The 23,535-nt window shown below is 66.4% G+C and carries 22 protein-coding genes; 14 read left to right on the forward strand and 8 right to left on the reverse strand.

What is annotated here, in order from left to right; genetic code table 11:
• The first annotated feature begins 102 nt into the window (after nt 1-102).
• Complete coding sequence (locus BM282_RS12075) at nt 103-960, forward strand: hypothetical protein (protein WP_245758356.1); 858 nt, start codon at nt 103-105, stop codon at nt 958-960.
• A gap of 32 nt (nt 961-992) precedes the next feature.
• On the opposite strand, the gene BM282_RS12080 is transcribed toward BM282_RS12075, so the two are convergent.
• Nucleotides 993-1,667 (reverse strand): 6-hydroxymethylpterin diphosphokinase MptE-like protein, encoded by a 675-nt coding sequence (locus BM282_RS12080; RefSeq protein WP_089881309.1) that lies wholly within the window; start codon nt 1,665-1,667, stop codon nt 993-995.
• Between the two features lie 141 nt (nt 1,668-1,808).
• Nucleotides 1,809-2,975 (reverse strand): dihydropteroate synthase, encoded by a 1,167-nt coding sequence (locus tag BM282_RS12085; protein WP_089881312.1) that lies wholly within the window; start codon nt 2,973-2,975, stop codon nt 1,809-1,811.
• Between the two features lie 255 nt (nt 2,976-3,230).
• On the opposite strand from BM282_RS12085, the gene BM282_RS12090 reads away from it, so the two are divergent.
• The 4 genes from BM282_RS12090 to BM282_RS12105 all read left to right on the forward strand — a co-directional run bounded on the left by BM282_RS12090 (nt 3,231) and on the right by BM282_RS12105 (nt 6,091).
• Nucleotides 3,231-3,833, forward strand: coding sequence for a hypothetical protein (locus tag BM282_RS12090; RefSeq protein ID WP_089881315.1), 603 nt, complete (start codon nt 3,231-3,233; stop codon nt 3,831-3,833).
• Complete coding sequence (locus BM282_RS12095) at nt 3,834-4,661, forward strand: RNA methyltransferase (protein WP_245758357.1); 828 nt, start codon at nt 3,834-3,836, stop codon at nt 4,659-4,661.
• 114 nt (nt 4,662-4,775) lie between these two features.
• Nucleotides 4,776-5,705 carry a M48 family metallopeptidase gene (locus BM282_RS12100; RefSeq protein ID WP_089882137.1) on the forward strand — a complete coding sequence of 310 codons (930 nt, stop codon included), beginning with the start codon at nt 4,776-4,778 and terminating at the stop codon, nt 5,703-5,705.
• Nucleotides 5,702-6,091, forward strand: a complete 390-nt coding sequence (locus tag BM282_RS12105) for a MaoC/PaaZ C-terminal domain-containing protein (RefSeq protein ID WP_175501521.1) — start codon at nt 5,702-5,704, stop codon at nt 6,089-6,091. The genes BM282_RS12100 and BM282_RS12105 overlap by 4 nt, the downstream gene beginning before the upstream one ends.
• Before the next feature lie 27 nt (nt 6,092-6,118).
• On the opposite strand, the gene gatE is transcribed toward BM282_RS12105, so the two are convergent.
• The 3 genes from gatE to BM282_RS12120 form a co-directional block, all read right to left on the reverse strand.
• Nucleotides 6,119-7,987 (reverse strand): Glu-tRNA(Gln) amidotransferase subunit GatE, encoded by a 1,869-nt coding sequence (gene gatE / locus BM282_RS12110; protein ID WP_089881316.1) that lies wholly within the window; start codon nt 7,985-7,987, stop codon nt 6,119-6,121.
• A gap of 166 nt (nt 7,988-8,153) precedes the next feature.
• Nucleotides 8,154-8,318: an HVO_2901 family zinc finger protein gene (locus tag BM282_RS12115; RefSeq protein WP_175501523.1), complete on the reverse strand. Its 165-nt coding sequence runs from the start codon at nt 8,316-8,318 to the stop codon at nt 8,154-8,156.
• A gap of 280 nt (nt 8,319-8,598) precedes the next feature.
• Nucleotides 8,599-10,005 (reverse strand): class II fumarate hydratase, encoded by a 1,407-nt coding sequence (locus BM282_RS12120; protein WP_089881321.1) that lies wholly within the window; start codon nt 10,003-10,005, stop codon nt 8,599-8,601.
• Nucleotides 10,006-10,339: 334 nt separating this feature from the next.
• Between BM282_RS12120 and BM282_RS12125 the strand changes: the two genes are divergently transcribed.
• The 4 genes from BM282_RS12125 to BM282_RS12140 are packed head-to-tail and all read left to right on the forward strand — an operon-like array spanning nt 10,340 to nt 14,795.
• The gene (locus BM282_RS12125; RefSeq protein WP_089881324.1) at nt 10,340-11,725 is read left to right on the forward strand and encodes an ABC transporter substrate-binding protein; all 1,386 of its coding nucleotides are present in this window, start codon (nt 10,340-10,342) and stop codon (nt 11,723-11,725) included.
• A gap of 12 nt (nt 11,726-11,737) precedes the next feature.
• Nucleotides 11,738-12,763, forward strand: coding sequence for a carbohydrate ABC transporter permease (locus BM282_RS12130; RefSeq protein WP_089881326.1), 1,026 nt, complete (start codon nt 11,738-11,740; stop codon nt 12,761-12,763).
• Complete coding sequence (locus BM282_RS12135) at nt 12,760-13,656, forward strand: carbohydrate ABC transporter permease (RefSeq protein WP_089881329.1); 897 nt, start codon at nt 12,760-12,762, stop codon at nt 13,654-13,656. The genes BM282_RS12130 and BM282_RS12135 overlap by 4 nt, the downstream gene beginning before the upstream one ends.
• Nucleotides 13,656-14,795 (forward strand): ABC transporter ATP-binding protein, encoded by a 1,140-nt coding sequence (locus tag BM282_RS12140; protein WP_089881332.1) that lies wholly within the window; start codon nt 13,656-13,658, stop codon nt 14,793-14,795. Before BM282_RS12135 ends, BM282_RS12140 begins: the two co-directional genes overlap by 1 nt.
• Nucleotides 14,796-14,807: 12 nt before the next feature.
• Here the strand turns inward: BM282_RS12140 and BM282_RS12145 are convergent, their stop codons facing one another.
• Complete coding sequence (locus BM282_RS12145) at nt 14,808-15,068, reverse strand: BolA family protein (protein WP_089881335.1); 261 nt, start codon at nt 15,066-15,068, stop codon at nt 14,808-14,810.
• 216 nt (nt 15,069-15,284) lie between these two features.
• On the opposite strand from BM282_RS12145, the gene BM282_RS12150 reads away from it, so the two are divergent.
• From BM282_RS12150 to BM282_RS12160, 3 genes are all read left to right on the forward strand, one after another.
• Nucleotides 15,285-16,892 carry a methyl-accepting chemotaxis protein gene (locus BM282_RS12150; protein WP_089881337.1) on the forward strand — a complete coding sequence of 536 codons (1,608 nt, stop codon included), beginning with the start codon at nt 15,285-15,287 and terminating at the stop codon, nt 16,890-16,892.
• Nucleotides 16,893-16,990: 98 nt separating this feature from the next.
• The gene (locus tag BM282_RS12155) at nt 16,991-19,309 is read left to right on the forward strand and encodes a methyl-accepting chemotaxis protein (RefSeq protein WP_089881339.1); all 2,319 of its coding nucleotides are present in this window, start codon (nt 16,991-16,993) and stop codon (nt 19,307-19,309) included.
• A gap of 123 nt (nt 19,310-19,432) precedes the next feature.
• Entirely contained in the window at nt 19,433-19,948 is a 516-nt protein-coding gene (locus tag BM282_RS12160) for a hypothetical protein (RefSeq protein WP_089881341.1), read from the forward strand.
• A 6-nt stretch (nt 19,949-19,954) separates the two neighbouring features.
• Here BM282_RS12160 and BM282_RS12165 read toward each other — a convergent pair whose 3' ends face one another.
• The gene (locus BM282_RS12165; RefSeq protein ID WP_089881344.1) at nt 19,955-20,278 is read right to left on the reverse strand and encodes a hypothetical protein; all 324 of its coding nucleotides are present in this window, start codon (nt 20,276-20,278) and stop codon (nt 19,955-19,957) included.
• A 51-nt stretch (nt 20,279-20,329) separates the two neighbouring features.
• Nucleotides 20,330-20,986: a helix-turn-helix domain-containing protein gene (locus tag BM282_RS12170; protein WP_089881347.1), complete on the reverse strand. Its 657-nt coding sequence runs from the start codon at nt 20,984-20,986 to the stop codon at nt 20,330-20,332.
• Between the two features lie 84 nt (nt 20,987-21,070).
• On the opposite strand from BM282_RS12170, the gene BM282_RS12175 reads away from it, so the two are divergent.
• Both BM282_RS12175 and BM282_RS12180 read left to right on the forward strand, forming a co-directional pair.
• Nucleotides 21,071-22,408, forward strand: coding sequence for an FAD-dependent monooxygenase (locus tag BM282_RS12175; RefSeq protein ID WP_089881349.1), 1,338 nt, complete (start codon nt 21,071-21,073; stop codon nt 22,406-22,408).
• A 25-nt stretch (nt 22,409-22,433) separates the two neighbouring features.
• On the forward strand, nt 22,434-23,384 hold the full coding sequence (locus tag BM282_RS12180) for an A/G-specific adenine glycosylase (RefSeq protein WP_089881352.1): 951 nt from the start codon (nt 22,434-22,436) through the stop codon (nt 23,382-23,384).
• Nucleotides 23,385-23,535: the final 151 nt, after the last annotated feature.

Below are 23,535 nucleotides of genomic sequence, written 5' to 3' on the forward strand. Positions count from 1 at the left end.
ATAGTGGCGAGAGCGCTTGACCGCGTCGTGAGACGCACCGTGGCAGTTGGCACATCGGTCCGTTCGACAGCCCTCGCTATGCGACGCCGGCGGGACCCTCGCGTGGTAGTCCTCGTCGTCGCCGCGTTCGCCGTCTTCTCCGGCATCGCCGTCGGGATGACGGCACGCTGGCCCACCGCGGGCGTCGTCGTCTCGTTCGTCCTCGTGAGCACCGCGGCCGTCATCGTCGCCGACCACCCGTCGTCGCGTCGGCGAATCGACCGCTGCGCTGACCGGGTGTCGGCGCTGGCCCGTCGCCTCTTCTCCACCGACAGTCGGGCGCAACTGCCCGACGCCGTGGGGGTCGGCTCGGCGGAGGCGCACCTCCGACGGGCGGACGTGTTGGTCGACGACGAGAGCGGTGAGATTCCGCGCATCGCGTCCGACTTCGAACGGTCGTGGCGACGACGCATCCTCTCGATGGGCCACCGAGAGGACGACCCGGCCGCTCTCGCGAACCTCCTCTCGATTCCCGAACGCGAAATCGACCTGCGGTGGGAGGCCGAAGAGGGCGTCCTCGTCGCGTCGGTCAGCAACGAACGCGCCGGCCAGTGGCCGTCGCGTGCGGCGTTCGTGGCCGACGTGACGGCGGTCGCCGAGTTCCGAGCGAAGTACCCCGAGTGGTGGACGCTCGACCCGCCGATGCGGACGCGCGTCCTCGCCGCACTCAGACTCTGTCTCGACCGGTGTCCGACGTGCGACGGCGACGTGACGCTCTCGCGGTTCGACGCCGACCGCTTCGACACCGGCCGGCGTCGGTCGGCGGACGGTCGACCGTTCCTCGGCGACGCCGCCGCGAGAGACGGCGACTCAGTCCTCGCGGCGACGTGCGCCGGATGCGACGCGCGTCTGTTCGAGGCGGAAGTCGACCGGGTCGACTTCGACGCGTCGTACCAACCGGACGCCGACGCCGAAGCATAGACCGAAACCCAGACGGAAGTCCAGACCCGTTCTCAGCGGCGGTCTATCGCGTCACGTCGCCCGTCGAGGACCGCGAACCGTTCCCCACGCCGCCGCTCTAACACCCCGAGCAGTCGCTCCGCCCACCGGAGTTTCTCCGCCTTCGCTTCGTCCACCGTCGGGTCGTCGAAGTCCCACCCGACGAACCGGAGGTCCGCGGCCCCGAACGCGTCGGCGAGAAACGCCGCGCGGTCGCCGTCGGTGAACCCGCCGAAGTTGTACACGTTCTCGACCGGTGCGGCCTGCGTCGTCGCGAGGACGTGCGCGGCGTCGAACCGCGGCATCCACTCGCGGACCGACGGGAGGTTGTCGCCGTGTGCGTGCGCCGCGACGGGGTCGCCCGCCCGCGTCCGGCGACGCGCCGTCTCGGGGTTCTTGTCCAAATCCGTCACCATCAGGTCCACGTCGTACCCTGCGTCGCGGACGACGTCCGCCGCCGTCGACGCGGCGAACACCGCGTCCGCGTCGGCGACGGCGTCCACCGTCTCCGGAAGCGACGGCGCGGCGCCGACGACGGCGACAGTCTCGCCAGTGCAGTCGAGTCGGGTCGTGTCGAACGGACGAGCGTACTCGGCCATCGCGTCGCGGGCGCGTTCGTCGCCCGCCCGCGGGTAGCCGAAATCCGCCAAAATCCGCTCGTACAGGGGTTCCCAGTCGTCGAACTCCATCGCTATCGCTCCTCGAAGAAAATACGGTGTGGGCCGGAGTGGCACCAAGTACCCCTACCCGCGTGCCCTTCCGGCTTACAGTCGCCCGGTTCACGGGCGTCGGGTATAAGCTTTCTCTTACGCTGACGTGTTTCAGTCAGTTCACACGAACGAACCATCGACCACCTCGAGGGCTGTACGGAGCGAATTCGAGCAGTCGGTCGCGAACGCCGGCATCTCCCTGAGGGCTCTCGGCGTCCCGACGAGGAGCACGCCGTGTCCGGCGCCGGTGTCCGCCGTCTTCCCGCGGGCGACGGTGGCCCCCGCGTTCCCCGCCGCGGTGGCCAGCGTTCGCACGTCGTCGTCGGAGAGGCCGGTCAACTCGAAGACGCGGACGACGGACTCCGAGGCGACCGACTCGGGCGAGTCGACGCCGAGGCGGGCGAGGTGACGTTCGGCCTCCTTCGCGGTGGTCACGTCGAGTTCTTCGACGCTCACGTCGCCCTCTCCTCTGGTCCGGCGACGCGAGAACTCGTGGCCCACGAGAGCGGCGTCGCGCGTCTCTCGCACGTCGTGGGTTCGGACGACGTGTGCGCCGCGTTCGACGGCCATCGAGGTGGCGGCCAGCGAGACGGCGAGTGCGTCTTCGGTGCTCCGCCCAGCGACGTCGCGGAGGAAGTTCTTCCGGTTGATGGAGACGAGAATCGGCTGACCGTAGCCGCGGAACTCGCGGAGTCGGTCGAACGTCTCTCTGTCGTGCGCCAGCGTCTTCTCCTCGGACCACCCGCCGAACGCCGGGTCGACGATGGTCTTGTCGGTGATGCCGTTCTGCGCGAGGGCGTCGTAGATGTCGTCTACGTCTTCGACGGCCCCCGGCCGTTCGAGGTCCGGCGGCGACGCCATCTTCGCGACGGCGGCGTCGTACTCCTCGCAGACGACGGGCATCTGCGGGTCGGCGAACCCGCAGATGTCGTTCACCATGTCGAACCCCCGCGAGAGCGCCTCGTCGGCGACTTCGTGGTAGCGCGTCTCGATGGAGAAGACGGCGTCGCCGGAGACGCTCTCCAGCACCTCGATAGCCGTGTCCAGTCGCTCCAGTTCGTCCTCGGCGGAGAGCACCTCGAACTTCTTGTTCGCCGACTCCAACCCCACGTCGACGATGTCCGCCCCCTCGTCGATGAGGGCCGTGTCGACGTAGTCGGCCGCTTCGCCGGCGTCGTCGAACACGCTCGGCTTGTACGGCGACTCCTTCGAGACGTTCAACACACCCATGATTCGCGGCGGATAGTCGTCGCCGATACCGAGTCCGGCCGCGTCGACGGTTCGCATGTGTCGAGCGTAGGAGGCTGTAAGTATAGGCCGTGCGGTCCCGGACGGCGCCTCCGTCGTCCCGTTTGGTGCGCCCGGCCGTGTCTCCCTCACCACTCCTCTCCTTCCGCCTCACCGACCGCATTAGTCGGTCGGTACTCCGATTAGGAGGCGGTTTCGACCTCCCATCTCGTCGATTCCCGCCGACGACGTCTCTGCGGTCCGCTGAGACCGGAGTCACGCTCTTTTTATCCGCGCGTCCGCTATCTCGGGGCGATGGCGAAGGTCAGTATCGGGCTTCGCGGGTGGCGCTTCGACGAGGACGAGGTGTTCACCGACGAGGGGGAGTTCCGCCCCCTCGACGAGGTTCCAGACGACACGCGACGGCGACTCATCCGACTCACCTACCTCCAGGGCAAGCCGTGCGACGCCTGTTATCTGATTCACGGGGAGGCAGAGAAGAAGCGCTGTAACGAGGCCGAACTCGTCTACGGCGAACCGATGGAAGAGGTGCTTCTCTGTGCGGACCACGAGGCGGACTTCCTCTACTGGTTCCGCGAGGCCGGCGGGTCGGCCCACCGAGAGACCGAGGCGTTCCGCGACGAGTTCCACGAGTGGTTCGCGAGCGGCGAGCGTGCGCCCGAGGGCTACGGCGGCCTCGAACACGTCGACACCGACGTCGACGCTCTCCCCACCCCGCCGGACCCGGACGAACTCAACCGCCGTCTCAACGAGAGCCACGGCGGCACGCGAAAGCGCATCGACCTCCGGACCGGCGAGATAACGTACGAGGAGTGGAACGGCGGCGACGAGGACGACGAAGAGACGACAGACGACCTCGGCGACGTCGACCTCGGGCAGGACTACCCGACGAAGTAGATGGCGCGGAGTCACAAACCGGTCGTCGTCGTCGTCGAACCCGAGACGCCGGGCAACGTCGGCACCATCGCGCGGGCGATGAAGAACTTCGGTCTCACTGACCTCAAACTCGTCAACCCGCCCGAACTGCATCCCGACGGCGAGGCGTACGGGTTCGCCGGCCACGCCCGCGAGGACGTCCTCCCGAACGCCGAAGAAGTCACGTTCGACGACGTCGTCGCCGAGTACCACACGGTCGGGACGACGGCGATAACGAACGAAGACAGCAGAAAGCACGTCCGCTACCCGTACAAGACGCCCGTCGAGGTTCGCGAGAGTCTGGAGACGGTCGACACGAAGACGGCGCTGGTCTTCGGACGGGAGGGCCGCGGCCTCAACAACGACGAACTCTCCCGTCTAGACGAGGTGTGCTCGATTCCGGCCAGCGGCGAGTATCCCGTGTTGAACCTCGGGCAGGCGGCGACGATACTGTTCTACGAACTCCGCTCTCTCACCGTAGAAGAGACGCAGTTGCCCGACGTGGACCGCGACCGGGCCGCAGAAGAAGACATCGAACGCTTCTACGACTACTTCTCTCAGTTCCTCGAACGCGTCGAACACCGCGACCACAAGCGACCGAAGACGATGCGGATGATGCGCCGGGTCGTCGGACGGTCGCATCCAACCGACAGAGAGGTGTACACGCTGACCGGCCTGTTCCGTCGCGCCCGAGACAGACTCGACGGCTTCGACGACGAGGACGACGGGGAGAACGAAGACGACGCGAAGAACGGGGGCGACGCGGAGAACGAGGACGACGAACGGACGGCCGTCGAGAACGAGGAGTAGTCGCCGGCGCGGCGTCGGCGGCGACACCGGACGACCGGGGAACGGTTTTGCCGCTGGACCGCGTACCGAGAGGCGATGGCTGCGCCCTCCACCCGCGGCGGCGTTCGCCTCCTGATGGCGCTGGTTGGGGTGCTCGTGTTCGGCTTCTACACCGCCGTCGCCTACGCGAGTTACCTCGGTCTCACCTACCTGTGGCGTCTGCAGTTCGACCCGGTAACGACGGCGCTCACCGTCCTCGTCGTCGCCGTCGCGTTCGGCTACCTGAGCATGCGCGTCGGAACGGTCCGTCTGCTCTCACGACTCGACGCCCGAGAACTCCCGAGAGCGCGCGTTCCGGGCGCGTACGAGGTGCTCGACGGTCTCACCGCGCGGATGGACCTCGACGCGCCCCGACTGATGGTCGTCTCGCTCTCGACGCCGAACGCGTTCGCCCTCGACACCGCCGGCCGCGACACCGTCGTCGTCGACACGGCGCTGTTCGGACTGCTGGACCGCGCGGAGTTCGAGGGGCTGCTGGCGCACGAGTTGGCGCACCTCGAACACCGAGACAGTCTCGTGCAGACGCTCACGTTCAGTACGCTCCAGACCGTCGCGAGCGTCGTCTACGCGCTGGTTTCGCCGCTCGTCTTCTTCGTGACGGGACTCGCGTTCGCCGCGGCGTGGTTCCGCGGCGACCCCCACTCGTGGCCCGAGACGATTCCCGGGCGCGTGCGGACGGCCCTCGAACGCGGCGTCGTCGTCGCGATGAGCGTCGTGACGTTGGCCGCTCGCGCGCACTCGCGCAAGCGAGAGTTCGCCGCCGACGCCCGCGCCGCGTCGGTCACGGGACGCCCCCTCGCACTCGCGCGGGCGTTGGAGAAGATAGAGCGTGCGACGACGCCGGACGTCGGTCTCCTCTCGCCGCTTTGGATTCACGGCGAGGTGGAGTCTCCCGACGAGAGGCGGGTCCGGGACCTGTTCTCGACGCATCCGAGAACGGAGGACCGCGTCGCCAGACTCCGTCGCCGCGCTGAAGAGGGCCGCGTCCGAATCGACGTGCAGTGATTTCCCCGATAGAAGGCGACGCGCACGTCGTCGAACGCGCGTTCTCGACCGAAGAGGTCCGACAGTTCGCTGCGCTCTCTCGCGACGACCAACCCCGACACACCGAGACGGACGAGGACGGGCGACTGCTCGTCCACGGCCTCTTGACCGCGACGCTCCCGACGGAGGTGGGCGGCGAACTCGGCGTCCTCGCTCGCTCGTTCTCCTTCGAGTTCCTCCGACCGGTCTACACCGGCGAGACCGTCCGCTGTGAGTGCGTGCTCGACGACGTCCGCGAACGCGACGACCGGTACGACCTCTCGGTGGACGTGACCTGTACGCGCGAAGGCGACGAGAGGACAGAGTCGGTGATGGTCGGGACGGTGACCGGACTGGTGTGGAAGTAGCGTGGGAGCGCAGTCGGATACGAGCGACTACGCGCGCTTTTGAATCTCTTCTCTGAGGACGCTGCTGACGACTTCGCCGTCCGCCTTCCCGCGGAGCGCACCCATCGCCTCGCCCATCAGACCGGAGAACGCGCCCATGCCCTGTTCTTCGACCTGCGCCGCGTTCCGTTCGACGACTTCGACGACGGCTTCGCGAACGTCCTCCTCGGAGACGCCGGAGAGGCCCGCCTCCTCGACCGCTTCCTCGGCCGACAGCGAGGGGTCCTCGGAGATGGTCGTCAGCACGTCGTTGACGCCCTCTTTCGCCAACTCGCCGTCCTCGACGAGGTGCATCACTGCGAGGAGGTGGTCTTCGGTGAGTTTCCCGACGGCCACGTCGTCGCGGCGCAGTTCCGTCAGCGTCGACTCCAAGAGACCGGCGGCGAACGTCGCGTCCACGCCCTCGTCGGTCGCACGCTCGAACAACGGCATCCGGCGGCCGTAGGCGACCTGTTCTGCGAGGCCGGCGTTCAGACCGAACTCCGACTGGTAGCGCTCGACCTTCTCGGTGAGGAGTTCGGGCGTCTCCACGTCCGAGGGGTCGAGTTCGACCGGCGGCACGTCCGTCTCGGGGTACATCCGCGCCGCACCGGGGAGGGGGCGGAGATAGCGGGTGGTCCCGTCCTCGTTCGCGCCGCGCGTCTCCTCGGGGACGCCGGAGAGCGCCGTCTCCGCGCGCGCTTGCACGGCGTCGATGGCCAGCGCCGCCGTCTCGGGGTCGGTGGCGACGATAGCGACGGCGTCCTCCTCGCCCGCGCCGACGGCGTCTCTGAGGGCCGCGACCTCTTCTTCGGTGACGCCGTAAGCGGGCAGTTCGTCGGTGTGGAAGATGCCGCCCGCGCCGTGTCGCTTCGCGTGGTCGGAGAACTCCGTGCCGAGGCGGCGGTCCGGTTGAATCTCTCGGCCCACGAGGCCGTCGAAGCCGAAGAGGGGGACGGCCTGCACGACGCCGCCCGAGGAGAGTGCGCCGCCGATAACGCCGCTGTCGGTGTCCTCGAACACGTCGGTCACGTCCCGCGTCTCGCCGACGGACGCGCCTCGGTCGTCGAGTTCGTCGCGGATGGCGAGGAGTTCGACCTGGCGGCCGACCTCTTCGCGCACGATGTCGTCGATGGTGTCCAGCGCCTGCACGCCCTTTATCTCAACGCGCGCGCCGTCGGCGATGGAGACGTTCACGTCCTGTCGGATGGTGCCGAGGCCGCGCTTTACCTTCCCCGTCGAACGCAGGAGCATCCCGATGGTCTCGGCCGCCTCGCGGGCCTGTTCGGGCGAGGAGATGTCGGGTCGCGTGCCGATTTCGACGAGCGGGATGCCGAGTCGGTCCAACGAGAACAGCACGCCGTCGTCGCGTTCTTCGACTCGCTGGGCGGACTCCTCTTCGAGCATCAGGTCCTCGACGCCCACGGGGCCGTCGCTCGTCTGTATCTCGCCGTTCTGCGCGACGAGCGAGGAGCGCTGGAAGCCCGAGGTGTTCGAGCCGTCGATGACGAGTTTGCGCATGACGTGCGCCTGGTCGACGGCGTCCATGTCGAGGAGCGACGCGATCTGCATCACTACTTCGCGGGCCTCCCGGTCGAGTCGGTGCGGCGGTTCGTCGTCCTCTTCGACCAGACAGGTGGTGTCGTAGGCGAGGTACTCGAACTCGCGGTCGACGCGGCTCTCCTCTAAGGCGGCGTCGTCGAGTTCGCCGAGTTCGCTCTTCGTCGGGTGGAGAAAGCGGGTGAACGTCCGCGCGGCGTCGTCGGGGTCGCGAATCTCCGTCGGACAACCGCAGAACAGCTTCGTCGCGGTGTCGAGTTGCTGGTGAATCTCCAGCCCGGCGACGAGTCCTAACGCCTCGTAGTCGTGCGCACTCATTGGTAGCTCATGCGAGTGCGGGAGTAAAAAAGGATTCATAAGGACGGGTGACGCCCTCGTGTCTCCGAGTCGGACGCGACCGGCCACCTCGCACGTCGCGGCCGCGTCCGGGCCGTCTCTTCCCGCATCTACCGTCTCGGGTCCGGGGACCCGCGCTGTTCGCCGCTCAGACGCGGCGCAAACCCTGACCGATGCCGTGAGCCTCCTCACACTCCGGACACTCGTAGTGCCAGCCGTCGTTCGTCGCTCTGCCTTCGGGGAACGTCGCTCCGCACCCTCGGCATTCCAACATGTCTCGGCCGCGTTCGCGCTGATACTGCAGGCTCGGCATGAGAGAAGATTCTACGGATTCAGGCATCAAAATACCGATTTTCTACGGCGTTCGTGACTGTTCGCCACGGGAACGTCGCCGTCGTCGGGTTTCCACGGAAACGTTTCTGAAACAAACTATTGAGTGTGTGTAACTCACTCGTGATTCGGTTCCCCGTCGGTGACCACACGGTCGTCTCCGGTGTCCGTAGGTTGTATCTAAAATCAGACACGAATCCGCTCGCCCGGAGATGCTCGACCCTGGGAGACGACTCGGTTCCGGGAGGCTCCGGCGGTCCGTCTCAGTCGTCGCCGAGGATGCCGCGGCGCGTCATCTTCTCGGGGTCGAGAACGTCGTCGGCTTCGTCCTCCGTGAGGTAGCCCTTCTCGAGGACGACTTCTCGGACGGTCTTGCCCTCTTTCAGCGCCGCCTTCGCGACTTCGCTGGCCTTGTCGTAGCCGATGGTGGGGTTCAGCGCCGTCGCCAACGCCATGGAGCGTTCGACCTGTTCTTCGCAGACGTCCTCGTTCGCCTCCAGTTTGGCGACGAACTTGGACGCGAACACCTCGGAGGCGTTCGACAGCAGGTTCGCGGATTCGAGGAAGTTGTGCGCGAGGACCGGTTTGTACAGGTTGAGGTCTATCTGTCCCTCGGCGGCCCCGGCGGAGACGGCGGCGTCGTTGCCGACGACCTGTTTGTGGACCTGGTTCACCGCCTCGGCGACGACGGGGTTTATCTTCCCGGGCATGATGGAACTGCCCGGTTGGTTCTCGGGTTGCTCTATCTCGCCGAGGCCGTTCCGCGGGCCGGACGCGAGCAGACGCAGGTCGTTGGCTATCTTGTTCAAAGAGCCCGCGATGGTGCGGAGAGCGCCGTGGGCCTCGCTCATCGCGTCGTGGGCCGCCTGCGCCTCGAAGTGGTCGTCGGCCTCGCGGAACGACACGCCCGTCTCCTCGGAGATGTACTCCGCGGCCTTCTCGGGGAAGTCGGGGTGCGTGTTCAGCCCGGTGCCGACGGCGGTGCCGCCGAGAGCGAGTTCCGAGAGGTGGTCGCGGACGTAGTCCAGTCGCGCGAGACCCTTCTCGACCTGCGTGCGGTAGCCGCCGAACTCCTGTCCGAGCGTGACCGGCGTGGCGTCCTGCAGGTGCGTCCGGCCCGTCTTGACGACGTGCGAGAACTCGGACTCCTTCGCTTCGAGCGCCTCGCGGAGGGTGTCGAGGGCGGGCAGGAGGTCCTTCTGGACGGCCTCCAGCGCGGAGACGTGCATCGCGGTCGGAATCACGTCGTTCGACGACTGCCCGTAGTTGACGTGGTCGTTCGGGTGGACGACTCTGTCACCGACCTCCTCGCCCATCAGTTCGGCGGCGCGGTTGGCGATGACCTCGTTCGCGTTCATGTTCGAGGAGGTGCCCGACCCCGTCTGGAACACGTCGACGGGGAACTGGTCGTCGTGTTCGCCCGCGATGACCTCGTCTGCGGCCTCGACGATGGCGTCGGCCACGTCTTCCTCGACGAGTCCGAGGTCGCGGTTCGCCTGCGCCGCGCCCTTCTTCACGACGCCGAGCGCGCGGACGAACCGCCGACTGAAGGTGATTCCCGAGATGGGGAAGTTCTCGACGGCGCGTTGGGTCTGCGCGCCCCAGTACGCGTCCGCGGGTACCTGCATCTCGCCGAGACTGTCCCGCTCAGTACGGAAGTCGTCGCTCATATCCTGAGCCACGGGTGGCGGCCGCGTAAAACCCGTCGATGTCCATCGACCGTGAACGAATCGGAAAATCTATCGCGAAATATAACAACAAACGTCGACAGCGGCCGACGATACGCGCCAGAATCCGACGAAATTGGACGAATTCGCACCGAAATCGAGCGCCGAGATTCGTGTAATTGCAGTTGCTAATAACGGAAAAATCGGCCGCAGTCGCCGTGTTTCGTCCGGTCAATTTTCCGTGTGATACCGATTCACTCGGGGTGCAGTAAATGCCACAAACATTTAAGTAAATAGTGTAGAATAGTTCAGTCGCAACTGTCAGCGGATAATTACCATGAACGACGAACACAACGACAGCGGTCTCTCTCGGCGCACGTATCTCCGTCTCAGTGGCCTCGCGAGCGTCGGAATGGCCGGATTAGCCGGCTGTTCCGGCGGCGGCGACGGCGAAGGGACGACGGAATCGGGCGGCGAAGAGACCACCGACGCCGGTGGCGAGGAGACGAGCGGCGAGTCCACAGAACAGAGCGGCGGGAGCAGGAACGCCCTCGAACTCGTCCACTGGTGGACGGCGGGTGGCGAACAGGACGCGCTGAACGCCCTCCTCGAAGGCTTCCGCGAGGAGTACCCCGACGTGGAGATAACGAACAACCCCGCGCCGGGCGGTGCCGGGTCCGCACTCGACACCGTCGTCAAGAACCGCGTGCTCAACCAGAACCCGCCGAGCACGTTCCAGATATGGCCGGGGAAGGCGCTCACCCAGTACGTCGAGGGCAACGTCCTGAACGACATCGGCGACTCGGTGTGGAGCCAAGAGATGCGCGACGCCTATCGACAGGGCGTACAGGACCTCGCGCAACCCGCGGGCAACTACGTCGCGGTTCCGCTGAACATCCACCGCCTCAACAACCTCTTCTACAACACCTCAGTCGTGGAGTCGGCGGGCGTCGACCCGTCGAGCATCTCCGACCCGGGAGCGCTGTTGGAGGCGATGAAGACCGTCGACAGCGAGACGGACGCCGTCCCGATGGCGCACCAGGTGCAGGCGCCGTGGTCGTCGGTCCAACTCTGGGAGACCATCTTCCTCGGCTACAACGGCGCGGACGCCTACCAGTCGGCCATCGTCGAGGGCAACGTCGCGGACCACGAGGACGCGGTTCGTCAGTCCCTCCAGACGCTCAAAGACTACCACGAGTACTTCAACGACGACGCCGGGTCCGTGTCGTGGGACCAGGCGAACAGCAAAGTCGTCAACGGCAACGCGGCGTTCATCCACCAGGGCGACTGGGCCGCGGGCCAGTACAAGGCCGCCTCGGGCTTCGAGTACGAGTCGGACTGGAACATGGTCCCGTTCCCGGGCACCGAGTCGATGTACTCCGTCGTCACCGACTCGTTCGTCTTCCCGAAGAACAACCCCTCGCCGGAGGCGACGCGGAAGTTCCTGAGTTACTGCGGCACCGTCGACGCACAGGAGCGGTTCAACCCCGTCAAGGGGTCGATTCCGCCGCGCACGGACGTGCCGACGGACCCGTTCGGGCCGTTCCTGCAGTCGCAGATTGAGGACTTCAAGAACTCCGAGACGCAACCGCCGACCATCGCGCACGGGACGGCGGTCACGCCCGACGTCCACGGCAACGTCGACGAAGCGTTCGCGAGCTTCAACGAGCAGTGGAACGTCGACTCGGCGTACCAAGCGCTCGCAAACGCCTTCCCGAACTAACGGGGCCACACGATGCCTCACTCCATCTTTCGACGACTCGTGAGCCTCGGGAGCGACGGCGACGGCGACGCGAACGACGCGAACGAGGTGCGGACGGACGGCGGCACGGCGACGGCGACGGGCGAGGGGACGACCCGGTCGGACCAGTCCGACCGGTCGCTCCTCGACAGCGAGTTCGTCCGGTCGCTCCCGTTCTGGTTGCCGCCGGCGCTCCTGATGGGTCTGTTCGTCTACGGCGCAATCGGCTGGAACGCCGTCATCTCCTTGACCGAGTGGTCCGGGTTCGGCAGCCCCGACTACGGCGACCTGGACTTCTCGATGTACGAGCAGATGCTCGGGGACCCGACGTTCGTCGTCGCCGCGCGCAACACCGTCGTCTTGCTCGTCGTGTTCACCGTCCTCTCGCTCGCGGTGGGACTCCTCCTCGCCATCCTCGTGGACCGAGACATCCGCTACGAGAACACCCTTCGGACCATCTACCTCCTGCCGATGAGCCTGTCGTTCGTCGTGACGGCCATCTTCTGGGCGTGGATGTACAACCCCGAAATCGGTCTCATCAACGTCGTCCTCCGGGGGGTCGGATTAGACTTCCTCGCGAACGACTGGATAAGCGACCCGTCGACGAAACTCGGCGCGGTCATCTTCGCGCTGATGTGGCAGTTCAGCGGCTACTGCATGGTCGTCTACCTCGCCGGACTCCGCGCGATTCCGAACGACCAGTTCGAGGCGGCGCGCATCGACGGCGCGTCGACGCTCCGGATGTATCGCCGCGTCATCATCCCGCAACTGCGCGCCTCGACGATGAGCGCCGCCGTCGTGCTGATGGTGTTCGCGCTGAAGGCGTTCGACTTCCTGTTCGTGCTGTTCGGCGACACCCCCGGTCCCTCGACCGACATCCTCGCGACGATGATGTTCCGCGAGGCGTTCAGTTCCTCGAACTGGGCGTACGGCGCGGCCATCGCGACGGTGCTCTTCCTCCTCGCGTTGGTGGTCATCGGTCCGTACCTCTACGTGCAGTACCAGCGGGGTGACCTATGAGCGTCGCGGACGACCTCAGAGAACTCAGCCTCGGGCGGGCGGCGGTGTACGTCGTCCTCCTCCTCGTCGGCGCGTTCTACCTCGCGCCGTTGGAGAGCGGACTGATGACGGCCATCAAGACACAGGACGCGTTCTTCTCGTCGACGCCGTTCGTCCCACCATTCGGCGACGGTTTCACGCTCGAACCGTGGTACGAGGCGTGGGCGCAGATGCAGGGTCCGCTCTCGGACTTCTCCGGGGCGCTCTACAACAGCGCGTTCGTCGCCATCCCGGCGACGGTGCTGTCGGGCCTCATCGGCTCCGTCGCGGCGTACGGCCTCACGAATCTGAAGTGGCGCGGACAGGCGGGCGTGCTGATGCTGTTCGTCGCGGGGATGTTCGTCCCCTACCAGTCCGTCCTCGTCCCGCTGACGCGGTTTTGGACCATCGTGGGACTGCAGAACTACCTCGCGGCGGTGCCGTTCCTCCAGTCGCGCGTCGGTCTCATCGAACTCGTCGTCACGCACACCGCGTACGGGATTCCCATCTGTACCATCCTGTTCCGGTCGTACTACGCGAACTTCGACGAGTCGATGCTGGAGGCGGCGCGCATCGACGGCGCGACGTTCACGCGCATCTACCGGCGAATCATCTTCCCGCTGTCGAAGCCGATGTTCGCCGTCGTGCTCATCTACCAGTTCACGCAGGTGTGGAACGACTTCCTGTTCGCTCTCGTGCTGGTGTCCTCGCCGACGAACGAAGTCGCGACCATCGCCCTGAACAAGCTTCAGGGGTCGATGGTCCAACAGTACAACGTCCAGATGGCCGCCGCGTTCATCGCGGCACTCCCGACGCTTCTCGTCTACGTCCTGTTCGGAGAACAGTTCGCAGAAGGCGTCGCAGGTGAATCATAATGGCAGAACTCACACTCGACAACGTCACGAAAGTATTCGACGACAACGGCTCGGACATCGTCGCGGTAGACGACGTCTCGATAGACATCGCGGACGGGGAGTTCCTCGTCCTCGTCGGCCCTTCGGGCTGTGGTAAGTCAACGACGCTCCGCATGATTGCGGGCTTAGAGACCATCTCCGGCGGGGAGATTCGACTCGACGGCGACGTCGTCAACGGCAAACCGCCCCGCGACCGGGACATCGCGATGGTGTTTCAGTCGTACGCGCTCTACCCGCACATGACCGTCAAGCAGAACATGTCGTTCGGCCTCGAAGAGTCGACGGACATGTCCGACGGCGAGATATCCTCGCTCGTCACCGAGACGGCGGAGATGCTCAGTATCTCGCCGCTCTTAGAGCGCAAGCCCGGCGAACTCTCCGGCGGGCAACAGCAACGAGTCGCCCTCGGGCGCGCCATCGTGCGCGACCCGAAGGTGTTCCTGATGGACGAACCGCTGTCGAACCTCGACGCGAAACTCCGCTCGCAGATGCGAACGGAACTCCAGCGTCTCCAAGAGGACCTGGGCGTCACCACCGTCTACGTCACGCACGACCAGACGGAGGCGATGACGATGGGCGACCGCATCGCCATCCTCAACGACGGCGTCCTCCAGCAGGTGGCGACGCCGTTGGAGGCGTACCACCAACCCGCGAACCTGTTCGTCGCGGGGTTCGTCGGCGAACCGTCGATGAACTTCTTCGAGATGGAGGTTCGAGACGGCCGCCTCGTCGGCGACCAGTTCGACTACCCGCTCTCAGAGGAGACGCTCGCCGCCGTCGGCGACGCCGACCGCGTCACGCTCGGTATCCGGCCCGAAGACGTGCAACTCGTCGACGAGGGCTCCGGTGACCACGACTTCGGCACCGTCGTCGACGTGGTGGAACCGATGGGCAACGAGAACAACGTCTACCTCGGGTTCGCGACGGACGGCCCCGCGGACTTCGTGGCGACTATCGACGGGATGCGTACGCTGGAGGCGGGTCAACCCGTCGTCGCGCGTATCCCCGAGTCCGCAATCCACCTGTTCGACACCGAGACGGGCGCCGCGCTCAGGAACCGTTCGCTCGACGAACTCGAAGAGACCGAACCGAACCTCTGAGTCCTCGCGGACTCAGTCCGCGGCGTCGTACTCCTCCGGGGTGTACGTCTTCAACTCCATCGCGTGGATGTCCGTCGTCATCGACTCGCCCAGCGCGTCGTACACCATCTGGTGCTGTTGCACGAGGCTCTTCCCCTCGAACGCGGGAGAGACGACGACGGCCGCGAAGTGCGCGTCCTCGTGGTTCTCGTCCGGGACGCGCGGGAGCGACACCGTCGCCTCCGCGTCCTCGATGCCCGATTCGATGAGACGTTCGACCTCCGAAGTGTCCATATGCGTCCGTGGGGCCGTCCTCGGATAAAAGACTCCGGAACGTCCCCGCCCCGTCGACACCGGCCCCGCGAGTTCGAACAAACGGTACGAAACTTGCTATCCGTTCTTTCGTTGGTAGCGTGGTACTGTTTTATTCAAAACGATAGGTAGAAAAATCAATGTTGATAACTGGAAGCCTAGGTATAACAATCTGGTATACTAAGTCGAGACGTTACGATGAACATCGATACAGTCCCGGTGGTCGACACGCTCGAGCGAAGTCTCACACGAACGGTCGCGGCGCTGTTTCTCGCCGTCGCCGTATTCGTCGCCGGTGTCGGGGCGTACACGTATCTGAGTCTCAGCGCCGAGATAGAGAGACACACCGCCGCGGCGGCCGCGGCGTCGCTGGAACGGGCGCTGCTGTTGGACCTCGGAATCCTCGTCGGCGGCGTCTTGGTAGGCGTCGTCGGCATCGCACTCTTCTTCGGTCGGTACGTCACCGGGCCCCTCGAACAGTTGGAACGAAGCGTCGAACGCATCCGCGCGGGCGACTTGGACGAACGCGCCGACCTGAACCGACGAGACGAACTCGGACAGGTCGCGGACGGCATCGACGGCCTCCGGCGTGACCTGAGAGACCAAGAGAACGACGCCGAGGCGCACCTCGCGACGATTCGTGCGGGTGCGGAGGGCGACCTGACCGCGCGGATGGACGACGGCGTGAACAGTCGCGACATGCGCCGCATCGCGACGGCGTTCAACGCGATGATGGACGACTTGGAGACGACGGTCCACGCAGTCAAGCGATTCGGCGACGACGTCGCCGCGCAGAGCGAACAGGTCGCGACGAGTGCGACGGAGGTGAACCGCGCGAGTCAGGAGGTGGCCGAGTCCGTCGAGCAGATTTCGTCGGGCGCGCGCGACCAGTCCGACAGCGTCACCGTGCTCTCTTCGGAGATAGAGACGCTTTCGGCCGCGATACAACAGGTCGCCGCGGAGTCCGACCAGGTGGCGTCGCAGGCCGACGAGGCGGCGGCGCGGAGCGAACGGGGACAGCGGTTCGCGGAGGAGGCACTCGACGGCATCGAGACCATCGAACGGCAGACCACCGAGACGGTGGCGGCCGTCGAGACGTTAGACGAGAAACTGGTCGAAGTCGGCGAGATAACCGAACTCATCACCGGCCTCGCCGAGCAGACGAACATCCTCGCGCTGAACGCGAACATCGAGGCGGCGCGGGCGGGCGAGGCGGGCGAGGGCTTCGCCGTCGTCTCCAACGAGGTGAAGTCGCTCGCGGAGGAGACGCAGGCGTTCGCCGAGGACATCACGACGCTCGTCGACGAGGTGCGCGCGCAACGCGCGGCGGTTACGGACGGTATCGAAGAGATGCGTGAGTCTGTCTCCGAAGGGTCCGACGCCGTCTCGAACGCGCTCCGAACGCTCGACGATATCGACGCGGCCGTCGGCGAGACGAACGAGAGCGTCACCGAGATATCGGCGGTCACCTCCGAACAGGCCGGGGCGGTCCAGGAGGTGCAGACGATGACCGACGACGTGGCCAGCATCGTCGAGGAGACGACGGCGGAGTCCGAAAACGTCTCCGCGGCGGCCGAACAGCAGACGGCGTCGCTCGGCGAAGTGACCGACAGCGCCGTCACCTTGGCACAGCGAGTCGACGCCCTCCAACAGCATCTCGCCGAGTTCGCCGTCGACGCGGCGGCGGACGCGGACGACGTCGTGCGTGACGAGGCGGACGCCCTCTCCGGCGAAACCGAGACGGAACGGATGCTGGATGCCGAGGTGACCGACCGACTCGACGCCGCGTCGCCCGTACAGGGATAACATCTAACACGGCGCTGTCCCGTGGTTTTTGACTCAGAAATCAGATTCGATAATCGGCGGCGAAGGGTTTTGAACCGAAACCCCATCGGTCGAACGACATGAAGGTCGCCCGAACGTTTGACGAACTCCTCCCCGAATCGCTCCGGCGAAGCTACCTCGCCAAGTTGGCGTTGCTGTTCGCCGTCGTCTCCCTCGCCGTCGTCGCCATCGGCGGCTACACCTACGTCTCCGTTGCCGACGAGGTGAGCACCTCCGCACAGCGTGACCTGCAGTCGACCGCGACGCTACAGGCCGAGCAGTTGTCCGGATGGATGAACGCCCAGCGACAGACGGCCCGGATGATGTCGCGCTACGACGTGTTCCAGACCGGCGACTACGACCGGATATCGCAGCAACTCCGCCGCGAGAAGGCGGTCCTCCCGGCGTCCGTCTCGAACGTCCACTACGTCGACACGGAGGCGAACCGCATCGTCGCCAGTTCGACCCCCGACGCGGTCGGAAACGACCCCGTTCCGGAGGGCACGGCGTTCGTCGAGGGGTCGATGGAGATGGCCATCTCCGACCAGGTGTCGTTCACACGACCGTACGAACGCGACGGGCGAACGTTCATGGCGTTCGTTAGCCCCGTCCAACTGAAGTCCGACCGCGTGGTCGTCGTGGTCGCGGACCTGAGCTACGTCGAACTGACGCTCGACACCGCCGTCGAGGGGAGTTTCGCGCAGGTGCTCACCGGCGACGGTGCGGTCCAGTTCGACGCCTCCGGAGGCGAGTACTACGGCGACTACGCCGAGGCGAACGCGACGGCGCTCACCGACGGCACCGCGGGCAACGCCGGCGTCTACGAGGAGACGTCCAACGGCGTGATGGACGAACGCCACCTCGTCGCCTACGCGCCCGTCGCCGGCACCGACCTCGTGACGGTCGTTCACGCGCCCGCCGCCGCGGTGTACAGCGTCGAACAGTCCGTCCTCACCAAACTCGGAGCGCTCCTCCTCGCCGTCGGCGGCGGCTTCGTCGCCCTCGGCGGCATCATCCACGGCACGACCGTCTCCCCGCTTTCCACGCTCGCGGGCCGCGTCGAACGCCTCCGCGACGGTGACCTCGACGTGTCGCTCCCCGGCGGTCGAACCGACGAGTTCGGCTCCGTCGTCGACGGCGTCGACGCCCTCCGCGACGACCTGCAGTCTCAGCGCGCGGACGCCCGCCGCTACAGCGACGTGATGAGCGAAGCGGCGGACGGCGACCTGACGGTCCGCATGGACCGCGACTCCGACTCCGACGACATGGTGACTATCGCCACCGCGTTCAACGAGATGGTCGAGGAGCTAGAGACCACCCTCGTCGCCGTCACGGCGTTCGGCGAGACGGTGGCCGAGCGCAGTTCGGGCGTCGCCGACGGCGCGGCCGAGGTGAGCATCGCGAGCGACGAGATAGCCCGGTCGGTCGAGCAGATATCCGCCGGGGCGGGCGACCAGGCCGACCACCTCGCCGACCTCTCCGGCGAGATGGGCGACCTCTCGGCGTCCGTACAGGAGGTGTCGGCGACGACGGACGACCTCGCGTCCGGGGCCGCCGCCGTCGCAGAGAAGGCGGACGACGGTCGCGAAGCGGCGAACGAAGCGCTCGACGGCGTCGAAGCCATCGAGGCGGAGACGCACGAAGCGGTCGCTCTCGTGGAGGCGTTGGACGACGAGATAGCCCGCATCAGCAACGTCACCGGCGTCATCGCGGACCTCGCAGAGCAGACGAACATCCTCGCGCTGAACGCGTCCATCGAGGCGTCGCGGGCGGGCGAGGCGGGCGCTGGCTTCGCCGTCGTCGCCGACGAGGTGAAACACCTCGCAGAGGAGACGGCGACGTACGCCGAGACCATCGAGGACCACGTGGCGACGCTGGAGACGAAGCGTGCGGACGTCGTCGCCGGCATCGAACAGATGCGCGAACAGGTGGAACTGGGCGCGTCCGACGTGGACGAAGCGCTCTCGTCGTTCGACGAAATCGCCGCCGGAGTGAGTCAGAACAGCGCGAGCGTCGAACAGGTCGCCGCCGCGACGGCCCAGCAAGCGAGCGCCACCGAAGAGGTGCTGTCGATGGCCGACGAACTCGCGGGCATCGGAGAGGAGACGACGGCCGAAGCCGAGAACGTCTCCGCGGCGGCCGAAGAACAGACCGCGACGCTGAGCGAAGTCTCCTCCGGCGCGAGTCGCCTCGCCGACCGTGCGGGCGAACTGACCGACCTCCTCGACGCGTTCGAGGTGTCCGCCGCGAACGCGGACGTAACAGACCTCACGGAACTCGACGCCGACACGGCCGAACTGCTCGAAGAGAACTTCGGTGACGATTCGACGGAGGCCGACCCGACGGGAGCGACCCGCTCTGTGGCCGCGCGGTCACCCGTCACCAGCGACGACGACTGACGGCGATTGACGACTGAGGACGACCGACCGCGACGCGTCGGTGACCGACGACTCACCGCGCCTGACGGGGGCGAGTCGGCGTCCGACCGGCGTTCTTTTCCGTCGACTCTCGAATCCTCCTTCGTGTCCGAGACGACAACCCGCGTCGAGAAGCGCCTCCGCTCCGAACATCGCGAGGTACTGGACGGACTCGTCGCCTGCGCGGACGCCGTCGTCGCCGAGTGGGCGAGTGAAAACGGGGACTGGGACGAAGGAGACGACGAGTCGAACGAAGGAGACGACGAGTCGAACGAAGGAGACGACGAGTCGAACGAAGGAGACGACGAGTCGGCTGCGGCGTGGACGACCGACCGCGACAGCGTCGTCCCCGCCCTCGAACACGCACTGGACGCCTCCGGACTCCTCTTGCACCTCCCGAACGTCCTCGCCGACCTGGTGAGCGTGACGGGCCATCCGATGCCCGCCCCGCCCGTCGCCGCCCCGCCGTACGTCGTCGTCACGAGCGAAGGCGTCCTCCTTCGGGCGTCGCTCGACGGCGCACGACTCGTCGTGTCGCTCCGCGTTTTCGCGGTCGAACCCGACGCGGAGACGCGGTACGTGAGAAGAGACGGCGTCGCCGTCGGCGTCGAACTCCGCTGACCCGGCCTACATCTGGTAGCGTCGTTCGTCGTCGCGTTGCGGGTACTGGTCCTGGCCGGTCATCTCCTCGTACGTCATCCCCGAGAGGTACTCGTCGTACGTCACGTCGTAGCCCTGCCGCAGGTGGAAATCGAGCGTCCCGCGGTCGACGGTGGTTTGAAACAGCAGGTGGACGGCGCGGCGGAGCAGTTCGTCGACCTCGTCGGTTTCGAACGCCGCGGAGAGCATCGCCAGTTCGTGGCGCGTCTCGCGGTCGAGCGACACCGTCGACTCGGCGTCGATGTCGGTGTAGGCGGCCTCTACGTCGTCTGTGAGTTCGTCGAGTCCCATACCCACGGCCGAGAACGGCGGGAGGTAAGGCTCCTGCGACTCCGCGCGGCGTCAGTCGTACCCGGCCAGCGACCCCCGAACGAGTTTCGCCTCCGCGCGGCGGAGGTGTTCGCCGACGGTGCTGGCCGACAGACCGAGTTCGTCCGCGAGTCGTTCGTGCGTCGTCCCGCGCGGCGCGTCGTAGTAGCCGCGTTCGACGGCGGCGCGGACGACGGTCAGTTGTCGGTCGGTCAGCGTCGCGGCCGGAAACTCGCCGCCGACGTCGAACTCCGTCACCGACTCCACCTCGAACGCCACCCCGTCGGTGAGCGTCTCCACCGCGCGAGCGACGTCGTCCGCGGGGCCGACGAGGTTCCCGCGGACGCGACCCCCGCGGTAGACCATCGGACGGACGACGACCAACCCGCCGCGCGTCAGCGCGTCGAAAAGCGCCGTCAGCGGCATCGTCGCGACCAGCGTGACGTGCAGCGCGAACCACGGACCGCCGGTGTGCTGGACGTCGTACGCGTGGACGTCGGGGACGCCCGCGAGTGCCGCCTCGAACCGGACGCTGTCGCCGCGGACGACGAACAGGGCGGCGGGCCGTTCGCCCCCGAGCGTCCAGTTGACCAGACGCGTCTCGCGGACCCAGTCGCTCGCGGCCAGCAGGTCGAACAGCGGTCGTCTGAGCGCGCCCTCCGGCGACGCGCTGAATCGAACGTGTCGCACGCCGGGAAGAGTATTTGAATCCATATAAACACACCACGCATAGCCGGAGAAACGGCCACTCCGCTGGGCGACCTACGCTCGGGCATGGGACCAGAGACCGACGACGCGAACGGGCGGGAACGGCGCGGAACCGAGCGCGAACTGGAGACGGACGTGGTCGTCGTCGGTGCGGGTCCCGGTGGGTGCGTCCTGAGCGGCCTCCTCGCGCGGAGCGGTGTCCGGACGACGCTCCTCGAACGCCACGCGACGCTGGACCGCGAGTTCAGGGGGTTCGCCTTCCAACCGTCGGCGCTTCGCATCTTCGACCAGATGGGCGTCTTGGCCGACGTTCTCGACCTCCCGCACGAGCGGATGTCGCGGTTCGCCGTCGTCGTCTACGGACGGTCCTACACGTTCGCCGACTTCACGACGCTCGCCCCGCCGCACGACTTCGTCCTCTCTATCGAGCAGTCACCACTTCTCCGGACGCTCGTCGACGACGCTACGCGGTTCGACTGCTTCGACTTCCGCCCCGCGACGGTCGTCCGGGACCTCCTCGTCGAAGACGGCGTCGTCACCGGCGTCCGTGCGAGAGACCGCGAGACGGGCGAGAGCCTGACGGTACGGGCGCGACTCGTCGTCGGCGCGGACGGGCGGTTCTCGACGGTTCGCGAGGCGGCGGGCATCGACGCGGGACTGGTCGACACCGACTTCGAAATCGTCTGGACGAAGGTGCCGGGGTGGGCCTCCCACGACATCCAGGCCCGCATCGGCGACGACGGCCCCCTCCTGTACTTCGGTCTCGGGTCGAACGTCCAACTCGGGTGGGTGATTCCGAAGGGAACCTATCCCGACCTCCGCGCGGCCGGCATCGAGGCGTTCCGCGACCGAATCGCCGCGGTCGACCCGCGCCTCCGACCCGCACTGGAAGACTCGCTGACCGACTTCGAGCAGTGTTCGCTCCTGGACGTGTCGCCGGGGTTCGCCCCCGAGTGGACGCGCGACGGCCTCGCTCTCCTCGGCGACGCCGCCCACGTCGCCTCACCGCTGGGAGGGCAGGGGAACGCGCTGGCGATTCAGGACGCCGCCGCCCTCCACGCCGCCGTCGTTCCGGCCCTCCGCGAGAGCGAGGGCGTCGTCGCCGAGGACGCACTCGAACCGTACGCGACCCGCCGGAGGTCCGCGGTCAGAGAGGTACTCGACGCCCAACTCGTCGGCCAACGAGTCCTCTCGCGACTCGTGGTCCGCGACGACGTACCGTCCGTGCTCCGCCGAACCGCGCTTCGGGCGGGGGCGACGCTCGCGCGTCTCCCGCCGGCCCACGCCCGAATCCGGTCGCTCCTCGCGTTCGGTCCCGACCCGGTGGACGTGACGACGGCCCTGTTCGACCCCGTCGAGACGGCCGCCCGCGACTCCCCCTCGTCGGCGAATCAGCATCCATAAACGCCCGCCGACCAACCGAGAGACGATGACCGACGGCCACGCTTCGTCGCTCGACGACGGCGACGCCCCCGCCCTCCCGGAGGACCTCGACGCGGTTCGCGACGCCCTCGTCTCGTGGTACGAGGCGGACCACCGCGACTTCCCGTGGCGGCGGACCGAAGACCCCTACGAGATTCTCGTGAGCGAGGTGATGAGCCAGCAGACGCAACTCGGCCGCGTCGTGAAGGCGTGGGAGGACTTCCTCGACGAGTGGCCGACCACCGCCGACCTCGCGGCCGCAGACCGAAGCGACGTCGTCGCCTTCTGGAGTTCGCACAGTCTCGGCTACAACAACCGCGCGAAGTACCTGCACGAGGCCGCCCGACAGGTCCGAGAGGAGTACGACGGCGAGTTCCCGCAGACGCCCGACGAACTCTCCGAACTGATGGGCGTCGGCCCCTACACGGCCAACGCCGTCGCCTCGTTCGCGTTCAACAACGGGGACGCCGTGGTGGACACGAACGTCAAACGGGTTCTGCACCGCGCGTTTGACGAAATCCATAATGCGGACGATCCGGACTACGAAACCCTCGCGAACGCCCTTATGCCGCCCGGAGAGTCACGTATGTGGAACAACGCGATTATGGAATTGGGCGGAGTGGCCTGTCAAAAGACTCCGAAGTGTGACGAGGAGGGTTGTCCGTGGCGGAAATGGTGCTACGCGTACGAGACGGGTGATTTTACTGCGCCGGACGTTCCGACGCAGCCTGAGTTCGAGGGGAGTCGACGGCAGTTTCGGGGGCGGATTGTTCGAGTGCTAAGTGAGTACGACGAACTGTCACTGGACGAACTGGGACCAAAGATTCGTGTCGACTATAATCCTGAAGGGAATCACGGCAGAGAATGGCTTCGAGAACTGCTCAGTGACCTATCCGACGATGGATTGATCCACATGAAAAATTGCGACGGCACTACTATTGCCCAACTTCGCAGGTAAGTCAATATAGAACAAAGCCACTATTATCAACTTCTATAGCTAAGTTAGATTTCAAGGTTAGAGATTGGTACTATCGGGAATACAGTGGATTGAATATCATTTGAGCTTGATTGTAGAAACATTTTTTGAGGAAAACCGATAGCAGCTCAAT

Origin of the sequence: Halogeometricum limi (assembly GCF_900115785.1) — an archaeon.
Taxonomy (GTDB): Archaea; Halobacteriota; Halobacteria; order Halobacteriales; family Haloferacaceae; genus Halogeometricum; species Halogeometricum limi.